Annotated in this window: 18 protein-coding genes; 13 read left to right on the top strand and 5 right to left on the bottom strand. The window is 59.6% G+C overall.

Translation table 11 applies throughout. The features are described from left to right. Nucleotides 1-230 precede the first annotated feature (230 nt). The 3 genes from ACTF58_RS04655 to gndA all read left to right on the top strand — a co-directional run bounded on the left by ACTF58_RS04655 (nt 231) and on the right by gndA (nt 3964). Nucleotides 231-1415, top strand: coding sequence for an aspartate aminotransferase family protein (locus ACTF58_RS04655; protein ID WP_438990912.1), 1185 nt, complete (start codon nt 231-233; stop codon nt 1413-1415). Beyond that, nucleotides 1412-2338 carry an ornithine carbamoyltransferase gene (gene argF, locus ACTF58_RS04650; RefSeq protein ID WP_438990803.1) on the top strand — a complete coding sequence of 309 codons (927 nt, stop codon included), beginning with the start codon at nt 1412-1414 and terminating at the stop codon, nt 2336-2338. Before ACTF58_RS04655 ends, argF begins: the two co-directional genes overlap by 4 nt. A gap of 231 nt (nt 2339-2569) precedes the next feature. Then, entirely contained in the window at nt 2570-3964 is a 1395-nt protein-coding gene (gndA, locus tag ACTF58_RS04645) for an NADP-dependent phosphogluconate dehydrogenase (RefSeq protein WP_438990802.1), read from the top strand. A 151-nt stretch (nt 3965-4115) separates the two neighbouring features. Here gndA and ACTF58_RS04640 read toward each other — a convergent pair whose 3' ends face one another. The 3 genes from ACTF58_RS04640 to hrpB all read right to left on the bottom strand — a co-directional run bounded on the left by ACTF58_RS04640 (nt 4116) and on the right by hrpB (nt 8654). After that, a complete protein-coding gene (locus tag ACTF58_RS04640; RefSeq protein ID WP_438990801.1) occupies nt 4116-5603 on the bottom strand; it encodes an inorganic phosphate transporter in 1488 nt (495 codons plus the stop codon). A gap of 83 nt (nt 5604-5686) precedes the next feature. Beyond that, nucleotides 5687-6151, bottom strand: coding sequence for an NUDIX hydrolase (locus ACTF58_RS04635; protein WP_438990800.1), 465 nt, complete (start codon nt 6149-6151; stop codon nt 5687-5689). 79 nt (nt 6152-6230) lie between these two features. Continuing rightward, complete coding sequence (gene hrpB, locus ACTF58_RS04630) at nt 6231-8654, bottom strand: ATP-dependent helicase HrpB (protein ID WP_438990799.1); 2424 nt, start codon at nt 8652-8654, stop codon at nt 6231-6233. Between the two features lie 61 nt (nt 8655-8715). On the opposite strand from hrpB, the gene meaB reads away from it, so the two are divergent. After that, nucleotides 8716-9690, top strand: a complete 975-nt coding sequence (gene meaB / locus ACTF58_RS04625; RefSeq protein WP_438990798.1) for a methylmalonyl Co-A mutase-associated GTPase MeaB — start codon at nt 8716-8718, stop codon at nt 9688-9690. A gap of 138 nt (nt 9691-9828) precedes the next feature. Continuing rightward, nucleotides 9829-11130 carry a histidinol dehydrogenase gene (gene hisD / locus ACTF58_RS04620; RefSeq protein ID WP_438990797.1) on the top strand — a complete coding sequence of 434 codons (1302 nt, stop codon included), beginning with the start codon at nt 9829-9831 and terminating at the stop codon, nt 11128-11130. Between the two features lie 23 nt (nt 11131-11153). Here hisD and ACTF58_RS04615 read toward each other — a convergent pair whose 3' ends face one another. Continuing rightward, nucleotides 11154-11519 (bottom strand): arginine transporter, encoded by a 366-nt coding sequence (locus ACTF58_RS04615; protein WP_438990796.1) that lies wholly within the window; start codon nt 11517-11519, stop codon nt 11154-11156. Between the two features lie 346 nt (nt 11520-11865). Between ACTF58_RS04615 and lepA the strand changes: the two genes are divergently transcribed. The 8 genes from lepA (at nt 11866) to ACTF58_RS04575 (ending at nt 17727) form a co-directional block, all read left to right on the top strand. After that, complete coding sequence (gene lepA / locus ACTF58_RS04610; RefSeq protein WP_438990795.1) at nt 11866-13665, top strand: translation elongation factor 4; 1800 nt, start codon at nt 11866-11868, stop codon at nt 13663-13665. Nucleotides 13666-13740: 75 nt separating this feature from the next. After that, nucleotides 13741-14661 carry a DNA cytosine methyltransferase gene (locus ACTF58_RS04605; RefSeq protein ID WP_438990794.1) on the top strand — a complete coding sequence of 307 codons (921 nt, stop codon included), beginning with the start codon at nt 13741-13743 and terminating at the stop codon, nt 14659-14661. After that, a complete protein-coding gene (locus tag ACTF58_RS04600) occupies nt 14651-15229 on the top strand; it encodes a hypothetical protein (RefSeq protein WP_438990793.1) in 579 nt (192 codons plus the stop codon). The genes ACTF58_RS04605 and ACTF58_RS04600 overlap by 11 nt, the downstream gene beginning before the upstream one ends. A 77-nt stretch (nt 15230-15306) precedes the next feature. Continuing rightward, complete coding sequence (locus ACTF58_RS04595) at nt 15307-15621, top strand: TraR/DksA family transcriptional regulator (protein WP_438990792.1); 315 nt, start codon at nt 15307-15309, stop codon at nt 15619-15621. Between the two features lie 18 nt (nt 15622-15639). Further along, nucleotides 15640-16116: a cytochrome b gene (locus tag ACTF58_RS04590; RefSeq protein WP_438990791.1), complete on the top strand. Its 477-nt coding sequence runs from the start codon at nt 15640-15642 to the stop codon at nt 16114-16116. Between the two features lie 81 nt (nt 16117-16197). Then, a complete protein-coding gene (locus tag ACTF58_RS04585; RefSeq protein WP_438990790.1) occupies nt 16198-16383 on the top strand; it encodes a CTP synthetase in 186 nt (61 codons plus the stop codon). A gap of 55 nt (nt 16384-16438) precedes the next feature. Next, nucleotides 16439-16948 carry a PhnA domain-containing protein gene (locus tag ACTF58_RS04580; RefSeq protein WP_438990789.1) on the top strand — a complete coding sequence of 170 codons (510 nt, stop codon included), beginning with the start codon at nt 16439-16441 and terminating at the stop codon, nt 16946-16948. 80 nt (nt 16949-17028) lie between these two features. Beyond that, nucleotides 17029-17727: a fumarylacetoacetate hydrolase family protein gene (locus ACTF58_RS04575; protein ID WP_438990788.1), complete on the top strand. Its 699-nt coding sequence runs from the start codon at nt 17029-17031 to the stop codon at nt 17725-17727. A gap of 115 nt (nt 17728-17842) precedes the next feature. Here ACTF58_RS04575 and katG read toward each other — a convergent pair whose 3' ends face one another. Then, nucleotides 17843-20005 carry a catalase/peroxidase HPI gene (gene katG / locus ACTF58_RS04570; protein WP_438990787.1) on the bottom strand — a complete coding sequence of 721 codons (2163 nt, stop codon included), beginning with the start codon at nt 20003-20005 and terminating at the stop codon, nt 17843-17845. Nucleotides 20006-20082: the final 77 nt, after the last annotated feature.

Raw genomic sequence — 20082 nt, 5'->3', positions numbered from 1 at the left:
CGCGCAGGGGCAAGCTGTTTTTGCTTCCCTTGCGGCAGGGGCGCTGCTAAAGGGCCTCTATGTGCACCGCAGTGATCTCTTTTTGCGCGCGACGTCGACGAGCCTAAGCTCGGCGATTGCACGGCTATGGGCGCGGCCATAAGGCGCTCTTTTCTTCCCCCATGTTGACTATGCCCGCCTGCTTCGGCACTTATCGGGCTTCTTATAAGGACAAGACCATGACTCCTGCTGTGATCCCTTCACTTCTGCCGACCTATAACCGCGCGCCTTTGAGCTTTGTCTCAGGCGAGGGCAGCTGGCTGACGGAAGCGGACGGGCGACGCTTTTTGGACCTTGGGGCAGGGATTGCTGTAAACGCTTTGGGCCATGCCAACCCCGCGTTGGTCGGGGCGCTGACGGAGCAGGCGGGGAAACTCTGGCACCTGTCCAATCTCTATCAAATCCCGCAGCAGCAGGCTTTGGCGGAGAAGCTTGTCGAGGCGACATTTGCCGACACTGTCTTTTTTACGAACTCGGGCACAGAGGCCTGTGAGCTGGCCGTCAAAATGGCGCGCAAATACTGGTATGAGAAGGGCCAGCCCGAACGGGTCGAGATCATCACCTTTGAAGGCTCGTTTCATGGCCGTTCGGCCGCAGGGATTGCGGCGGCGGGCAGTGAGAAGATGACCAAGGGCTTCGGGCCTGTGCTGGGCGGGTTCACGCATCTGCCTTGGGGTGACCACGAGGCTTTGCGCGCGGCTGTGAGCGAGACGACCGCTGCGATCCTGATCGAACCTGTGCAGGGGGAGGGCGGTATTCGTCCGCTGCCTGACCAGTGCCTCAAGGGGCTGCGCGACTTGTGTGACGAGGTGGGCGCGCTGCTCATTCTGGATGAGGTGCAATGTGGTGTGGGCCGCACGGGCAAGCTTTTTGCCCATGAGTGGTCAGGGATCGAGCCTGATATCATGATGGTTGCGAAGGGCATTGGCGGAGGCTTTCCGCTCGGGGCTGTTTTGGCGCGCGAAGAGGCCGCGAGCGGCATGGTTGCGGGAACGCATGGCAGCACTTACGGCGGCAACCCGCTGGCTTGCGCTGTTGGCCTCAAGGTGATGGAGATTGTTTCGGAGCCTGCGTTTCTGGCCGAGGTCAACGCCCGCGCGGGGGGGCTGCGCCAGAAGCTTGAAGGCTTGGTGGCGGCGCATCCTGATGTGTTTGAAGAGGTGCGCGGCGCGGGGCTGATGCTTGGCTTGAAGTGTAAGGTTACCCCTGTTGAAATTGTGACGGCGGGGTATGAGGCGGGTGTGCTGACTGTGCCTGCGGCGGACAATGTGGTGCGGCTTTTGCCGGCGCTGAACATTGCCGAGAGTGATATTTCCGAGGCGGTGGCGCGTCTTGATAAAGCCGCGAGCGCGGTGAGTGAAGGACTGAAAGCATGACCCATTTTCTTGATATTCATAAGACGAGCAAAGACGATTTGCGCGGGATTATTGACCAGGCGGCGGCTATGAAAACTGCACGCGCAGGGCGGCCCAAGGGCGCGCTCGATGACGAGCGCCCACTGGACGGCCAGATGGTTGCGCTGATTTTTGAAAAGCCGTCCACGCGCACGCGGGTGAGCTTTGATGTGGGGGTGCGCCAGATGGGCGGGCAGACCATGCTTTTGACTGGCAGCGAGATGCAGCTTGGCCATGGCGAAACGATTGCGGACACCGCAAAGGTTATGAGCCGTTATGTCGACCTGATCATGATCCGCACGTTTGATGAAAGCGTGCTGTTGGAAATGGCGGAGCACGCAACTGTGCCTGTGATCAACGGGCTGACCGACCGCACGCATCCTTGCCAGATTATGGCGGATGTTCTGACCTATGAGGAGCATCGTGGCTCTATCAAGGGCAAGAAAGTGGTCTGGTGCGGGGATGGCAACAATGTCTGCGCGTCTTTTCTGCACGCGGCGGCGCAATTTGGCTTTGATATGGTTTTTGCAGGGCCAAGCCAGCTTGATCCTGAGGACGAGTTTATCGGCCTTGCGCGCAAGGCGGGCGTGAGTGTGAGCCTTGAGCGGGACGCAAAGACCGCTGTAGAGGGCGCGGACCTTGTTGTGACCGACACTTGGGTGAGTATGCATGACGGGCAGAGCACCAAAGAGCGGCGACACAATATGCTGCGGCCCTATCAAGTGAACGAGGAGCTGATGCGTCATGCCAAGCCTGATGCCTTGTTTATGCATTGCTTGCCGGCGCATCGCGAGGACGAGGCGACCAGTGCTGTGATGGACGGGCCAAACTCTGTGATCTTTGATGAGGCGGAGAACCGTCTTCATGCGCAGAAGGCGATTGTGCGCTGGTGCTTGGGGAAATGAGTGCGGGCCGGGCTGGGGCTGCGCCCTAGGCGGCAGTGAGGCTGGGGACTGGCCCGCCAGACCGCAGCCAAGCTGGGGGGCCAGCCCGCCAGACCACAGTTAAGCTGGGGGGCCAGCCCCCCAGACCCCCCGGGATATTTCTGGAAAGAGGAAGCATTAGGCACTTTGGGTCTGGGTGCTTGCGCTTGGGGTTTTGTGCAATAGGATACTCGCGCAAACAGGAGAGTGTGAATGTCGCGCGGGGATATCGGTGTATATGGGCTTGGTGTGATGGGGAGCGCTTTGGCGCTGAACCTTGCCGAGCAGGGCTTTGACGTTGCGGTGAGCAACCGTGAAGTGGGCTGGATCGCTGATTTTGTGGCCGAAGCGGGACCTTTGGCAGCGCGGCTGCATCCGCATTCCGAGATGTCTGATTTTGTTGCGGGGCTGAAAACGCCACGGGTGATTTTGTTTATGATCCCGTCGGGCGTGCCGATGGATGACATGATCAGAGCCGTCACGCCGCTGCTGGAGGCGGGGGACACGATCATTGACGGGGGCAACGCGAATTTTCATGACACGCGGCGGCGCGCGGCGGCGCTGGCGACGCAAGGTTTGCATTTTGTCGGGATGGGCGTTTCGGGCGGCGAGACGGGCGCGCGGCATGGGCCGTCTATGATGGTGGGGGGCACGGCGCAGTCCTGGACCCAGCTTGAGCCGATGCTGCGCGCGATTGCGGCGCGTTATGAGGGCGACCCCTGTGTGGCGCATCTTGGCCCTGACGGGGCGGGGCATTTTGTAAAGACCGTGCACAACGGAATTGAATATGCCGATATGCAGATGATTGCGGAAGCTTATGGGCTGATGCGCTTTGGTATGGGGATGAGCGCCTCTGACATTGGTGCGCAGTTCGAGGCTTGGAATAAGGGGCCTTTGCGCTCTTATCTGGTGGAAATCACGGGTGCGCTTTTGAAATATGAGGCGGCGGGGGCGCCGTTTGTTGACCATATCCGCGACGCGGCGGGGCAGAAGGGCACAGGGCGTTGGACCGTGATTGAGGCGCTGCACATGGGGCAGAGCGCGAGTCTGATCGAGGCCGCGATCGGGGCGCGGAGCTGGTCTTCTGAGAAGGCGTTGCGCGAGCGGCTTGCTGCGCAATATGGCGGGGCGCGCGGGGCTGTTGCTGTGGGCCTTGCGCAGATCGAGCAGGCGTTGATGGCGGGGCGTATTCTGGCCTATGCGCAGGGCTTTCGCATTTTGCGGCAGGCGGCACAGGACTATGACTGGCCGCTTGATTTTGCGCGGATTGCGCAGATCTGGCGGGCGGGCTGTATCATCCGGTCGGCTTTGCTGGACGATATTGCCGAGGCGTTTGAGGCGAGCGGACGCGGCGGGCAGCTTCTGGAAGCGGAGGTGATTGCGGACAGGCTTCAGGGGGCGCTGCCCGGCTTGCGCGCTGTTGCGGCTGCGGCGCTTGGTGCGGGGCATCCTGCGCCGGCCTTGAACAATGCTGTCAGCTTTTTTGACAGTTTGCGGATTGCCAGTGGCACCGCCAATATCATTCAGGCGCAGCGCGACTTTTTTGGCCGTCACGGCTTTGAGAGGCTTGACCAAGGCGGCCAGCACCATGGCCCGTGGTGGGACTGAGGGTCAGCCTTTCGCCCCCTAAGAGATTTGTGTCGCGCGGGCGATACCCGACAGGGCGCGCGTGTTGCGCGGGCGCGTTGGGATATTTGGGGCAAAAAGAAAGAGCTGGCGTGAATGGGCCTAGGGTCAGGACCTTAAGGGCCGGGCCGGTTCAGTTTACCACGGCGTTGAGGATGTAGAAGATCAGCCCCGACATCACGGCGGCGGCCGGGACTGTTATGACCCATGCTGCGATGATTGTCATGAAGTGGCTGCGGCGCACGAGCTTGCGGCGGCGGCGCTCTTCGGGGGCAATGCGAAGCCCTTCGGGTGCGGCTGCGGAGCTGGCGCGCATCCGTTTGGCGGCGTCCCATTCTCGGTAGAAGCCAACGCCGAAGACCGCGCCCACGGCGATATGTGTCGAGGAGACGGGCAGGCCGAGCCAGCTTGCGATGATCACTGTGATGGCCGCGGAGAGCGAGACGCAATAGGCGCGCATCGGGTTGAGCTTGGTGATCTGGCTTCCGACCATGCGGATCAGTTTGGGGCCGAAGAGGAAGAGGCCGAAGCTGATCCCGAAGGCGCCGATGATCATGACCCACATCGGGATTGCGACTTTGTCAGCGAAGCTGCCGTATTCGGCGGCGTGCACGATCGCCGCGAGGGGGCCGACCGCATTGGCGACATCATTGGCACCATGGGCGAAGCTGAGCAGGGCGGCGGAAATCACCAGAGGAATGCCAAACAGCACCTTGAGCGATTTGTTGCGGTTTTCCAGCCCTTCGGCTTGACGGCGGATCAGCGGGATTGTCACGATCCACGCCAGACCACCAAGGGCAAGGCCTATGGCGAGAGCGGTCGGCAGGTCGATTTTCATGATGCGTTTGAGGCCCTTGAGGGCAAGATAGGACGCGAAAGCGCCGGCCATGATTCCGACGAGGATCGGGACCCATTTTTTGGCGGCGGCGATTTTGTCGTCCTGATAGATCACGCGGGACTTGATCAGGGCAAGGAAGGCGGCGGCAATGGCACCGCCCAGAACAGGAGAGATCACCCAGCTCGCGGCAATGGCGCTCATTGTGGGCCAGTTGACGGCGGAAAGGCCTGCGGCGGCTATGCCTGCGCCCATGACACCACCGACGACAGAGTGGGTTGTCGAGACGGGCGCGCCGACCCATGTGGCGAGGTTGACCCAGAGCGCGGCCGAGATCAGCGCGGCCATCATCGCCCAGATGAAGACATCAGCGGAGGCCATTGTGGAGGGGGCAATGATGCCTTTGGAAATGGTTGAGACCACGTCGCCGCCCGCGAGAAGCGCGCCTGCGCTTTCAAACACAACGGCGATGGCAATGGCACCGCCGAGGGTGAGCGCGTTGGCGCCGACGGCGGGGCCCATATTGTTGGCGACGTCGTTTGCGCCGATATTGAGCGCCATATAGGCACCGAAGACGGCGGCGAGGATGACCACGTAGTTTTGCGGCTCAAAGCCGAAGAAGATCGCGGCGGAGAGGCCTGCGAGGACCATGAAGGCAAGGGCTATCCCTGGCCCCATCATCGGGCGGGCGACATATTGGGTGGCGTTTTCCAGATAGGAAAGACGGTGTAGATCGCGGTCGAGTGTTTCGAGGTGATCGGCGTCGTGCTTGTTGAAATCTGTCATTTTGCCCCCCTTGGCTTGGCTGCTCGGTTAGAGAAACTTGGGGCGCAATTCAATCAATTTGTCACAAATTTGATACAAAACTGTTACAAATCGCGAAGCATTTCCTGCAATTGCGGCTCGCGCACCATATTGGCGGCGTCTTCGGGGCTGACCCATTTGCGGCTGCGTTCCAAAGCTTCGGGGTAGTCATCGCGCATTTCGCGCACTTTGACAGGGAAGACGAGTGTTTCCACTGCGATGGGCAGGCCGCCTTTGAGTTCCTTGTCGTAATTGTAGAGGCCGAGGGCCTCGCCTGTGACCGTGCCTTTGCGCACGCCCGCCTCTTCCCATGCTTCTTGCAGCGCGGCCTCGGGGGCGTTTTTGCCGTCAATCGGCCAGCCTTTGGGAATGATCCAGCGGCCAGAGTCACGGGATGTGACGAGCAGGACCTCTTTTGGGCCGCTGTCTTTGGCCTGTTTGTAGCACAGGGCGGCAACTTGCAGCCGCTTGGGGCGGCGCAGAAACGGGCCGAGAAGCTCACTCCATGCTTTTTGGAAAGGTTTGTTCATAAGGGACTGACTAACTGCCGCGATTTTATTTTTGGTTAACACGTATATAACAATTTTTCAGGCACTTGCAAAGGCGCGCTCAGGAGCGGCGTTTTGTGCGCAGGGTCGGGTCGGCTTCGCGCGGGTCCTCGGGCCATGGGTGGCGCGGGTAGCGGCCGCGCATATCCTTGCGCACGTCAGCATAGGAAGTGTCCCAGAAGGCGGGGATATCCATTGTGGTTTGCACAGGGCGTAGGGCGGGCGACAGAAGTGTGACGCGCAAAGGCTTGCCCGCCACTTTGGGATGTATGCGCTGGCCAAACATTTCTTGAAGGCGCAGCGATATTTCGGGGGCCTCACCTGCGTAATCAATCGGGATTTGACGGCCCAGAGGCGTGGTGAAATGGGCGGGGGCGTGTTGGGCCAAGAGCTGGGTTTGCGCGTAGGTCAGCTGCGCCTCAAGGGGCGCATGGATGTCAAAGGCCTTCCATTGTGCATCTGTTTTCACGCCAGCGAGATAGGGAGCGAGCCAGTCTTGCAGCGTATCGAGCAGGGCCTCATTGGACATATCGGGCATTTCGTGGCCAGCTTGCGCCAGAAGGGCAACGCGGGCGCGCAGGCGCTCGGCGGCGGCGGAGGGCCTGAGACCGAGCTCGCGGATACCGTCGCACATGGCGCGGGCGATGTCTTCTTGCGGGGCGTCTTTCCACATTCGCGATTGCAGGGCGATTTGGCCAAAGCGCTCTTCCTGTTGCGCCAGCACGCGGCGCTCGCGGCGCGACCAGTGGCAAGAGTTTTGCCATGTGATCTCGGGAGCGAAGATCTCCCGCAGCTCGGCTTCTGATATCTGGAGCGCGGCGCGGATGCGGGCTTCGCGCGGGTGGCCGTCTGTGTCTGTCACGACAAGCAGGCGGGCGGCGGCGAGGGGATCGTCATCGGCGAGATAGGTGCCTTTGCCGCCGGATGTGAGGAAGCGGGGGGCATCGCCTGCGCGGCGCAGCGCGATCCGATCAGGATAGGCGAGCGCGGCCATTTGGGCGGGTGAGAAGGCGTTGGCCACAGCGGGCGCGGTGCGGGCGAGGCGCTTGGCCTCGCTGCGGATTTGGGCAAGCGCGGCGTGATTAACCTGCTGCGGCACGGCACGGGGGTTTTCCAACGCTTTGAGGCGCAAAGCCAGATCGGCGGGGGCGCCTTTGAGAATATCGCGCTCGCTCAGAAGGGCTGCGACGGGCGCGGCGGCTTTGCCTGCGAGCGCCAGCATATGGCCGAGGCGCGGATGCACGGGCAGGGCCGCGAGCCTGCGACCATGGGCTGTGATGCGCTTTTCAGGGTCGAGCGCGCCAAGGGCCAAAAGCAGGCTTTGCGCTTCGGCGAGGGTGCCATCAGGCGGGGCTGTGAGCAGGGGCAGATCGGCGCTGCCCCAAAGCGCGAGTTCAAGGGCGAAAGGGGCAAGATCGGCCACTTCGATTTCGGCGGGCGCAAAGGCGGGCAGCGCGCCTTCCTCGCCACGGGTCCAGAGGCGATAGCAGGTGCCTGACGCAACACGGCCTGCGCGGCCTTGGCGCTGGGTGGCTTCGGCGCGGCTGACTTTTTCTGTGACGAGGCGGGAGAGGCCAGAGCCTGCATCATAGCGCGCGCGGCGCGCGAGGCCTGCGTCGAGCACCACGCGGACATCCTCAATCGTGAGGGAGGTTTCTGCGATCGCTGTGGCCAGCACGATTTTGCGGCCAGATTTTGCGGGGCGGATGGCGGCTTGCTGGTCTTTGAAGGGGAGTGCGCCGAAGAGCATATGAACAGCGACGCCCTCGGGGACGCGCTTTTCCAGGGTGGCGGCGGCGCGGCGGATTTCGCCTTCACCAGGGAGAAAGGCGAGGAGGCCGCCCTCTGTCTCGGGCAGGACGCTGAGGATTTGCTCTGCCATGGCGTCTGCAATGCGGGTCTCTTTGGGCAGGGGCCTGTCAAGCCAACGGGTTTCAACGGGAAAGCTGCGGCCCTCTGATGTGACCACTGGCGCGCCGCCCATGAGCGCGGCGACGGGTGCGGCGTCAAGCGTGGCGGACATCACCAGAAGCTTGAGATCGTCGCGCAGAGCCTCGGAGACTTCGAGACAGAGTGCGAGGCCGAGATCGGCATTGAGCGAGCGCTCGTGAAACTCGTCAAAGATCACCATGCCGACGCCTGACAGCTCTGGATCAGACTGCAACATCCGCGTGAGAATACCCTCTGTGACGACTTCGATACGGGTTTCGCGGCCTGTCTTGCTGTCGCCGCGGATGCGGTAGCCGACAGTAGCGCCGACCTCTTCCGCAAGTGTGGAGGCCATATATTCGGCGGCAGAGCGTGCGGCGAGGCGGCGCGGCTCAAGCATGAGGATGCGGCCTGTGACGAGGCCCGAGGACAGCAGGGCGAGGGGCACAACTGTAGTTTTGCCTGCCCCTGGCGGGGCTTGAAGCACCGCGCGCGTGCCGCTCTCAAAGGCGGCGAGGAGCGCGGGGAGCGCGTCATGGATGGGCAGGTTTTGCATGACCCTTTGGAGCATGGGGTGGGCTGGACAATCAAGCGGCAAAGAGGGCATATTTTGGTGCATGGATATTGAAGCAGTCGCAGCAAAATTATTGGATGGTGATCGGAGGGCCTTGGCGCGGGCGATCACGCTTGTGGAAAGTGGCCGTGAGGACCACCGCAGAGAGGCGCGTGCGCTTTTGGAGCGCCTGAAGGGGGCGGGGCGGCAAGCCCTGCGGATCGGGTTGTCGGGCACACCGGGCGTGGGGAAGTCGACCTTTATCGAGAGCTTTGGCTTGATGCTTGTGAAGGCGGGGCTGCGTGTTGCTGTGCTGGCGGTTGACCCGAGCTCGGCGCGCTCTGGCGGGTCTATTCTGGGCGATAAGACGCGGATGGAATTTCTGAGCCGCGAGCCGGCGGCGTTTATCCGCCCTTCGCCAAGCCAGACCCAGCTTGGCGGTGTGGCGCGGCGCACGCGCGAGGCCGTTGCGCTTTGTGAGGCGGCGGGGTTTGATGTTGTATTGATCGAAACCGTTGGTGTGGGGCAGTCGGAGACTGTTGTTGCGGAAATGTCTGATCTTTTCATATTGCTGCTGGCCCCTGCGGGGGGAGACGAGCTTCAGGGCGTGAAGCGCGGCATTATGGAAATGGCGGATCTGATCCTTGTCAACAAGGCGGATGGCGACCTTAAATCTGCGGCCACGCGCACCTGTGCGGATTATGCGGGCGCGCTCAGGCTGTTGCGCAAGCGGGCGCAAGACCCTGACGGCTTTCCAAAGGCTATGACCGTTTCGGCGCTGGAGGAGCATGGGTTGTCTGTGGCTTGGGAGGCGATGAGCGAGCTCAATGAGTGGCGGCGCGCCAATGGGCATTTTGACGCCACACGGGCGCGACAGGCGCGGCATTGGTTTGCTGAAGATGTGCGTCAAGGGCTTTTGGCGCGGCTTCAAACCGGCGAGATGCGCGATGTGATGGATGCGCTTGCGGCAGAGGTCGAGGCGGGGGCGATGACGCCTTCGGCTGCGGCGGCCGAGGCGCTGGCAAAGCTCGGCGGCTGAGCGCGGCTTTCGGAAAGATTGAACATGGGTTTTGGGCGGGCGAAAAATGCGCAGCGCTCAAGGCGCTTCCGCGCGGGCGGCGCTTGATTTGTGTTGCGTCGCGCCGCCAGAGTTGCGCTCTGAGACAGGAGCACAGCCATGGCCACCCGCTATTTGAAATCATCCGACACAGCCGCCGAGGCAGACGCGGGCGCAGATGTGCGCGATACTGTTTCTGTGATGTTGGCGCGGATCAAGGCGGGGGGCGAGGCGGCGGCGCTTGAGTATGCGAGGCGTCTTGATGGCTGGGAGGGGGATGTTGTTGTGAGCGAGGCGGCCATCGCTGAGGCGGTGAAGGCCGTTCCGCAAGACCTTAAAGATGATATCGCTTGGGCGCATGACAACATCCGCCGTTTTGCCGAGGCGCAACTGGCCACTGCGAGCGAGATGGAAATAGAGCTTCGGCCCGGGTTATTTGCGGGGCAGAGGCTTATTCCGCTGCAGGCGGCGGGAGCTTATGTGCCGGGGGGGCGCTATGCGCATATCGCCAGTGCTTTGATGACCATCACCACCGCAAAGGTGGCTGGTGTCCGTGATATCACGGCCTGTTCGCCGCCCAAGCTCGACCAAGGCATTCCGCCTGCGATCCTTTATGCGATGCAGCTTGCGGGCGCGGACCGCATTCTTGCGATAGGGGGTGTGCAGGGGGTTGCTGCGATGGCGGGGGGGCTGTTTGGCGCGCAATCTGCGGATATTCTGATCGGCCCCGGGAATGCTTATGTGGCTGAGGCCAAGCGGCAGATGTTTGGCCCTGTGGGGATTGATATGTTTGCGGGACCGACCGACAGCATGGTGATCGCGGACGCCACGGCGGATGCTTATACCGTGGCTTGGGACCTCGTGTCTCAGGCGGAGCATGGGCACAATTCGCCTGTCTGGCTGGTGAGCGACAATGGCGCGCTGGCGCAGTTTGTGATGAAGCTTGTGCCACAGCTTATGGCCGAGCTGCCTGAGACCAACCGCGCGGCAGCAGAGGCAGCATGGCGCGATTTGGGCGAGGTGATCTTATGTGACACGCGCGAAGAGATGGCCGAGGTTGCCAACCGTTACGGACCCGAGCATTTGCACGTGCAGGCGGCGGAGCTTGGCTGGTGGTCGGATGCGCTGACGTCTTATGGCTCGCTTTTCTTGGGCGAGGAGACGACTGTGAGCTTTGGCGACAAGGCGGCGGGGCCGAACCATACGCTGCCCACATCCGGCGCGGCGCGGTATACGGGCGGGCTCTCTGTACATAAGTTTCTCAAAACCGTGACATGGCAGCGGGTGGAGGCCCAAGCCCTGCCCGAACTGGCACGGGTCACGGCGCATATTTCCCGCCATGAGGGCATGGAAGGCCACGCCCGCGCGGCCGATATCAGGCTTGAGAAGCCGCGTGGCAAGCTAAGGCTGGCGGCGGGCTGAGCGCGCGTCTGATCTGAACGTTGCTAACCGCAGATTTGCGCCGCTGTGTCTGCATATTCGCGGTATTTTTTCCAGAACCGTTCGTTGATGGGATTGTCGGACTGGCGGATATCCTGCGCTTTTTGCGGGTTGAGATAGAAGGAGGCGGCGCGCGACTGGTCCTGGTTTGAGAGGCTCATGTCGGCCACGGCCTGAATGCAACCGCAGAGCTGGCGCGAGCGCGCCTTACGGTCTGACATCAGGCAGGCACGGGAGATCGGGCCAGAGGCCGAGGAGGCTGCCAGAGAGGTATTGGAGGGATAGCGAACTGCGGATTTGTAACCGCCGCCTCCGCATGACAGGAGAAAAGTGAGCGAGGCAAGCGCAAAAAACGTGGTCGTGGAACTCATGGAAACGGCTCTCTTTGGGGGATCTGTGCCTTTTGGGAGTTGTATGGCTGAAATTTTCGGGATTTTCAATGACAAGCGCGTGAGGTTTTGCGCTTTGGCTGCGCCAAATCGCCCGCGGGTGCCTCGGCCCTTTCGGGCCTCGGCGCGGGGGCTTGGACGGCGTAGGGATGTGTGTTTGGCTGGCGACGGATTTGGATATTTATAGAAAGAGGAAGGGGGCGGCGCAGGCTTCTTTTGCGAGGGTAGGAGATATTGCCGCTGCAATTCTGGCTTTGCGATCGAATGGGGGCTTGCATGACTGTAAGGTAGCTTGACGAGGCAGGGATTCCACATCATATCCCAATGCATGACAGACCTTACACATATACGCAATTTCTCGATCGTGGCGCATATTGACCACGGGAAATCCACGCTGGCCGACCGGCTTATTCAGGAGACGAATACGGTCGCGGCTCGGGATATGAAGGAGCAGATGCTTGATGCGATGGATATCGAGCGCGAGCGCGGGATTACGATTAAGGCGAACACTGTGCGGATCGAGTATACGGCGCAGAACGGCGAGAATTATGTGCTCAATCTGATCGACACGCCCGGGCACGTCGACTTTGCTTATGAGGTCTCCCGCTCGATGCGTGCGGTGGAAGGCTCTTTGCTTGTTGTGGACAGCACTCAGGGCGTTGAGGCGCAGACGCTGGCGAACGTGTATCAGGCGATTGAGGCGGACCATGAGATTGTGCCTGTGCTCAACAAGATTGACTTGCCTGCGACGGACTGTGACCGTGTGGCGGAGCAGATTGAAGATGTGATCGGAATTGACGCCTCGGGCGCGATCAGGGTTTCGGCGAAGACGGGTGTTGGTATCCGCGAGACGCTTGAGGCCGTCGTGCACCAGCTGCCTGCGCCCAAGGGCGACCGTGATGCGCCGCTGAAGGCCATGCTGGTGGACAGCTGGTATGATTCATATCTTGGTGTAATTGTTCTGGTGCGCGTCATGGACGGGGTACTCAAAAAGGGCGACAGCATTATGATGATGCAGAACGGCTCCAAGCATCATGTCGACCGTATCGGCGTGTTTCGCCCCGCTATGGACGCGGTGGCCGAGCTTGGGCCAGGAGAGATCGGCTTTCTGACCGCTTCCATCAAGCAGGTGCGCGACACCAAGGTGGGCGACACGATTACGCATGACAAGCGGCCCACGGAAAAGGCGCTGCCGGGCTTTAAGCCCTCTGTGCCAGTTGTGTTCTGTGGCTTGTTCCCTGTGGACAGTGCCGAGTTTGAAGACCTGCGCGACGCGATTGAGAAGCTGGCGCTCAATGATGCGAGCTTTAGCTACGAGATGGAAACCTCCGCGGCGCTCGGTTTTGGCTTTCGCTGTGGCTTCCTCGGGCTGTTGCACCTTGAGGTGATCCGCGACCGTATCGAGCGCGAGTATGACATTGAGTTGATCACCACCGCGCCGAGCGTTATTTACCATGTTTACATGAAAGACGGCACGATGCAGGAGTTGCACAACCCTGCCGATATGCCTGACCTCACCTATGTGGACCACTTGGAAGAGCCGCGCATCAAGGCGACGATCCTTGTGCCGGATGAATACCTCGGGGACGTTTTGAAGCTTTGCCAAGACCGTCGCGGTATCCAGATGGACCTGACCTATGCGGGCAGCCGGGCTATGGTTGTTTATGACTTGCCGCTCAACGAGGTTGTGTTTGATTTTTATGACCGTCTGAAGAGCGTGACCAAGGGCTACGCGAGCTTTGACTATCAGATCATCGGCTATCGCGAGGACTATCTTGTTAAGATGTCGATCCTTGTGAACGACGAGCCTGTGGATGCTTTGAGCACGATGGTGCACCGCGACCGCGCCGATATGCGTGGGCGGGCGATGGTTGAGAAGCTTAAGGATCTGATCCCGCGGCATATGTTTAAAATCCCGATCCAAGCGGCGATTGGTGGCAAGGTTATTGCGCGGGAGACTTTGAGCGCGATGCGCAAGGACGTGACCGCGAAGTGCTATGGCGGCGACGCCTCACGTAAGCGCAAGCTTCTGGACAAGCAGAAGGCTGGTAAGAAGAAAATGCGCCAGTTCGGGAAAGTGGATATCCCGCAGGAAGCGTTTATTTCTGCGTTGAAGATGGATGGGTGAGAAACACCTTGAGACATTCTTAAGGAGATGCATGCTAGTTAGCACGCAATTTGCTAAGTTGAGGAAACCTCTGTCATGAACACTTTTGCGCCAGTTGTGAGAAAAGCTGAGCTAAAACAAGGTGTTGGTTTAGGCTATACCTTTGCGGACGTGTTTGCGGGTATTGGTGGGTTTCATCTAGCGTTTCACAATCTGGGCGCAGAGTGTGTTTTTGCAGCTGAATGGGACCGGTTTGCTCGCGAGACATATACCCTTAATCACAAGAAGATTTCGCCCGAGCTTTTTGCATCTCAGAATTTTGCGCATGACATCACGAAAGTTGATCCGAAGATTATTCCTGATTTCGATGTTCTCTGCGCAGGCTTTCCGTGTCAGCCATTCTCACAAGCTGGTTTTAAGAAAGGTTTTGACGAAGTTCGAGGCACTCTATTTTTCAACCTCGTAAAAATCATTGCAGAAAAAAAACCAAAAGCCTTCTTTCTGGAAAATGTGCGTCATCTGAAAAACCATGACGGTGGGCGAACCTTTGAGACCATCAAAAGGGTGCTCGAAGTCGAACTTGGATACTCCTTCGCGTCTGAAATTGTGAAAGCGAGCGATCATGGTTTGCCTCAATATCGGCCAAGGCTTTTTATGGTCGGCTTTCGCGATAAGCAACTTGGCAGTGAATTTCGTTTCCCTGAAGCGAAGAAAGAGCGGTTGTCCATGTCTGAAATTTGGGGTGGAAACTGTCCCAAAGAAATTGGTTATACTCTCAGGGTTGGCGGTAGAGGCTCTGGCGTTGGCGATCGCCGTAACTGGGATGGTTATATGGTTGATGGTGTGGAGCGCCGGCTTGGCCCCAGAGAAGGTCTGAAAATGCAGGGATTTCCCAGTAGCTTCAGATTTCCAGTTTCTGAAACACAGGCCATGAAACAACTGGGCAACTCAGTGGCGGTGCCTGCGATTCAGGCAGTCGGTGAGAATATTATGAGAGTGTTGTCGCGTGCGAATTGAAGACGTTGTTTTTGGTGAGAAGGTGAGAGCTGTTTTTGCCAAGCATCTTGCCGATGAACTTGCGTCTGATATCGCATCACCTTCAGAGTTCATGAAAAAGGCTTGGGCGAAATACCCTCAGGGTGAAAAGGGAATGAATGGCAGGGTCTTTGAAGCACTGCTATCCGTTCTCTTTGTGCGGCGTGGGCTGCAACCTCTTTTTGCACAAGCCAAGCTGGCATTTATTCCGAATGTTGAGTTTGATTTTGTTTTGTATTCTAAAGAGCATGGGCCAATTGTTTTGTCCGCGAAAACGAGCCTTCGCGAGCGCTATAAACAGGCCGATTTGGAAGGCATGATGCTTCGGCAAGTGCACCGGAACAGTCAGAGCTTTCTTATTACGCTGAACGAGAAAGAGGCGAATTCGGTTAATGCAAAAATTGATAGTGGGGATGTGCTCGGGCTGGATAAGGTTGTTTGCGCGGATTCAAATGAATTTGATTGCCTGATTGCTCACCTTGAGAGTCTAACTTTCTTTAAGCCACCAGCTATTGATGTGATTACGAGTAAGCACATTCTCGCGGCCTAAATTCCCCCTTGACCCAAATCAATGCACGTTTCCCCGATCCGTCTCATCCTCCTGTAGAAACCCAATGGGAGGCGGATATGGATATTGAACTCGCAAAGCAGACCCTTCTTGCGCGGCGGGCGGAGTTGACGGCGCATTTGCATGAGGTTGAAGACCAGCTTGACGAGCCGCTTTCAACCGATTGGCAGGACCGCTCTGCCGAACGGCAGGGAGACGAGGTTCTTGAAGCGCTGGGCGCGCAGGAGCTTGCTGAGGTGCGCCAGATTGATGCGGCATTGGCGCGGGTTGAGGCGGGCACTTATGGCGCCTGTGTCAAATGTGGTGGCGAGATTGCTGAGGCACGGCTTCAGCTTTTGCCCGCAACGCCGCTCTGTGCGGGGTGTGCCAAGTGAACGGTCATGGAGGCCCATATGACGTATAAGACACCCCAGATCGTTTTGCATTGGGTCGTGTTCGGGCTGATTGCTTGGCAGTTTATCGGCCATGAGCCGATCCGTGGCGCTTTTGATCTCTGGATGAAGGAGGGGGTCTTTGCGCCTTCGGTTATGGTCGTTGGTCATGTGGCGGGGGGTATGCTTGTGCTCGTCCTTGCGCTTTGGCGGCTGGGCCTGCGGCGCAAGCATGGTGTGCCGCCTTTGCCCCCAGAAGAGGGGCCGCTGGGCCGCGCGCTCGCGCATCTGACCCATGGGGTGCTGTATGCGCTGATGATCCTCATGCCCGTGTCGGGGGCTGTGGCTTGGTTTGGCTCTGTGGAGGCTGCGGCCTATGCCCATGGTTTGCTGCGCTTTGTGATGCTTGGCTTTGTTGCGCTGCATATCGTTGGCGCGCTTTACCATCAGTTTGTGCTTAAGGACAATCTCGTCGCGCGGATGACGCGCGCGCGGTAGCCCAATCTGACCCAGATCAAAGACCTACGCCTTATTTGGCGTAGACTCACCCCAAATGCTTGACCACAGAAAGGGACAGCTATGCTCCGTATTGCGCTTATTTTTCATTTGTTTATCGGCACGACGCTTGCTGGCGTGGCCATGGTTGCGGCATTGACCATGGGCTATGATACGCTTCAGCCTGTGCTTTGGTCGGCGTTGATCGGGTTTCTCGTGTCGATTCCCGTGACATGGTATATCGCCAAAGCGGTTTATGAGAACAGCTGAAGACATTATCGGGCCGAGCCTGTAAGGCGGGGCAACCCAAAGGAAGGATTGCCCCATGACGTGCCCGTTTTGCTCTGCTGAGGCTGACCTGATGTCTATTGATGTTGAGGGCGGCCCTGTGGGGGCGCAAGTTGCCGTTTGTGCGACCTGTGCTGAACAGATTGCAGGCGCGCCTGATGCCAACCATTGGCGTGGTCTTGCTTCGGCTATGTGGAGCGAGGCGCCTGCGGTGCAGGTGGTTGCGGCACGGATGCTTAGGCGTCTGGCGGGCGAGGGTTGGGCGCAGGACTTGGCCGAGCAGCTGTATCTGGATGAGGAGACGCAGGCTTGGGCAGAGAATGTCGCCGCCGCGTCAGACCATAAGGACGCCAATGGCGCGGTGCTGGCGCAGGGCGACACTGTTGTTTTGATCAAGGATCTGCCTGTGAAGGGCGCAGGGTTTACGGCCAAGCGTGGCACGGCTGTGCGCGGGATCAGTCTTGTGGCGGACACGCCCGAGCACATTGAGGGCCGCGTGGAAGGCCAGCGGATTGTTATCCTCACGCAATATGTGAAGAAGAAATAGTGCCGCCCGTTTTCTGCGCGGTTTATCTTTTGCTCCTGATCAAACTGTGAGAGGCTCCCCGCAAAAGAGGGGGACGCCGCGTGAGAGATTATCTATTTGAACCAGCCGATGTTTTTGCGCTTGAGGTGACGGGGGAGGTTAAGCTCTACCCGCTGCGCCGAATTTTCTGCGTGGGGCGCAATTATGCCGCTCATGCGGCCGAGATGGGCAATGAAGTCGACCGTGAAGCGCCGTGGTATTTCACCAAACAAGTGGCGCACGCGGTCAAGAGCGGCGCGGTGCTGCCCTATCCGCCCGGCACAGAAAACTATCATCACGAGATGGAGCTTGCCTTTGTGCTTGGTGCGCCTGTCTTTCGCGCCAGTGAAGCCGAAGCGCAGGCAGCGATTTATGCCTATGGGTGCGCGTTGGATATGACGCGGCGGGACCGTCAGCAGGACGGCAAGGACAACCGCAGGCCATGGTCGCTTGGCAAGGATGTTGAAGGGTCTGCCGTGTTTGGACCGCTGACCAAAGCGGCCGAGTTCGGGGTTGTTGCGGCCCAACGCATTCATCTTGAGGTGAACGGAGAAACGCGGCAGGGCGCGCGCCTTGAAGATATGGTCTGGAGCTGTGGGGAGATTGTTGCGCATCTGTCGCGGTATTATCACCTTGGGGCTGGTGATATCATCCTCACTGGGACACCTGCGGGCGTTGGGCCTGTGCTTGCGGGAGACAAGATCAGTGGCGGCATCGACGGGCTTGAGGGGGTGTCGCTCACGCTTGGTGCAGGCGCGTAGGCGTTCCAGAAGGGGCGGCGCTATTGGCGGCCTAAGGACTTGGATATTTAATGCAAAAAGAAAGGGGCGCGATTTTACACTCGCGCCCCTTTGATTTTATATTGGGCCGGTGGGATCAGGCCAGATCGAAGCGGTCTGCGTTCATCACTTTTGTCCATGCGGCAACGAAATCGGCCACGAACTTCTCTGCGTTGTCATCTTGAGCGTAGAGCTCGGAGAGTGCGCGCAGCTGTGAGTTGGAACCGAATACGAGGTCAACGCGTGTGCCTGTCCATTTGACTTTGCCTGACGTGTCACGACCTTCATAGACGCCATCAGCGGCGGGGGACCATGTGATGCCCATATCTGTGATGGTGCGGAAGAAGTCGTTTGTCAGCTTGCCAGGAGTTTCTGTGAAGACACCGTGACAGGCCGAGCCGTGAACGGCTCCGAGCGCGCGCAAGCCGCCGACGAGCACTGTCATCTCTGGCGCTGTGAGCGTGAGAAGCTGGGCGCGGTCCACAAGCATGGCTTCGGCGGCGATCGCGTATTCCTGCTTTTGGAAGTTGCGGAAGCCATCGGCTTCAGGCTCCATTGGCTCAAAGCTGGCGGCGTCTGTTTGCGCTTCGCTGGCGTCGGTGCGGCCAGGGGTGAAGGGGACTGAGACGCCAGAGGCGGTTTCAATGGCGGCTGTGCCACCAAGGACGATCAGATCAGCCAGCGAAACCTGTGCGCCGCCTGCTGCGTTGAAGTCGGCTTGCACCGCTTCAAGCGCTTTGAGGGCTTTTGCAAGCGCCTCCGGCTCGTTGGCGTCCCAGCCGTTTTGCGGGGCAAGGCGGATGCGTGCGCCATTGGCTCCGCCGCGCATATCAGAGGCGCGGAAGCTGCTGGCGGAGGCCCAAGCGGTTTTGACCAGCTCGGCTGTGGAGAGGCCACAGGACAGCAGCTTGGTTTTGAGTGCTGTGATGTCGGCATCGCTCACCATCGGACCTGTGTGGGCCGGGATCGGGTCTTGCCAGATCAGATCTTCGGCCGGAACTTCGGAGCCAAGGTAGCGGGCTTTTGGCCCCATATCGCGGTGTGTCAGCTTGAACCAAGCGCGCGCCCAAGCATCGGCGAACTGGTCGGGGTTTTCGTGGAAACGACGCGAAATTGCCTCATAGGCCGGGTCCATGCGCATGGCCATGTCGGCAGTTGTCATCATCGGGATGACTTTGTTGCCTGAGCCATCGACCTCAAAGGCGAAGTCCTCGTCTTTGAGGTCAACCGGATGCCAGATATGCGCGCCTGCGGGCGACTTTGTCAGCGCCCATTCATATCCGAAGAGCAGGTCAAAATAGCCGTTGTCCCACTGGATCGGGTTGGCTGTCCACGGGCCTTCGACGCCTGATGTTGTGGTGTCGATGCCTTTGCCTGACTTGTGGCTGTTCTTCCAACCAAAGCCCATTTGCTCGATCGGCGCGCTTTCGGGGTCGGCGCCGACAAGGGCGGGGTCGCCCGCGCCGTGGGCTTTACCGAATGTATGGCCACCGGCCACCAGCGCGACGGTTTCTTCATCGTTCATCGCCATGCGGCCGAATGTCTCGCGGATGTCGCGGCCCGAGGCCAGCGGGTCCGGGTTGCCGTTGGGGCCTTCTGGGTTGACGTAAATCAGGCCCATTTGCACGGCGGCGAGCGGGTTGGCCAGCTCGCGATCGCCTGAATAGCGGCCATCTGCCAGCCATTCGTCTTCGTCACCCCAGTAGATGTCTTCTTCGGGGGCCCAGATGTCGGGGCGTCCGCCTGCGAAGCCGAAGGTCGGGCCGCCCATGCTTTCGATGGCGACATTGCCTGTGAGCACAAAAAGATCGGCCCATGAGATTTTGTTGCCATACTTCTGCTTCACGGGCCAAAGAAGGCGGCGGGCTTTGTCGAGGTTGCCGTTGTCGGGCCAGCTGTTGAGCGGGGCGAAGCGTTGGTTGCCTGTGCCCGCGCCACCGCGGCCATCGGCTGTGCGGTATGTGCCTGCGGCGTGCCACGCCATGCGGATAAAGAAGGGGCCATAGTGGCCGTAGTCTGCGGGCCACCAGTCCTGGCTGTCTGTCATCAGGGCCGTCAGATCGGCCTTGAGGGCTGCGAGGTCAAGCTTTTTGAATTCGGTGGCATAGTCAAAGCCTTCGCCCATTGGGTCTGACTTGCGATCATGCTGGTGAAGGATTTTGAGATTGAGCTGGTTTGGCCACCAGTCGCGGTTTGAGCGGGTGTTCATGCTGGCTGCGCCGTGCATGACGGGGCATTTGCCTACGTTGTTTCCGTCCATGTCATATCTCCCTGATATTGTGCGGGGCGCTTGTGCGCCGAATCTTGCGGTTCCTATAATAGTTCTAACTCAAACCA

Origin of the sequence: Lentibacter sp. (assembly GCF_965657785.1) — a bacterium.
Lineage (GTDB): Bacteria > Pseudomonadota > Alphaproteobacteria > Rhodobacterales > Rhodobacteraceae > Lentibacter.
This window is presented reverse-complemented; position numbering and strand designations above follow the sequence as displayed.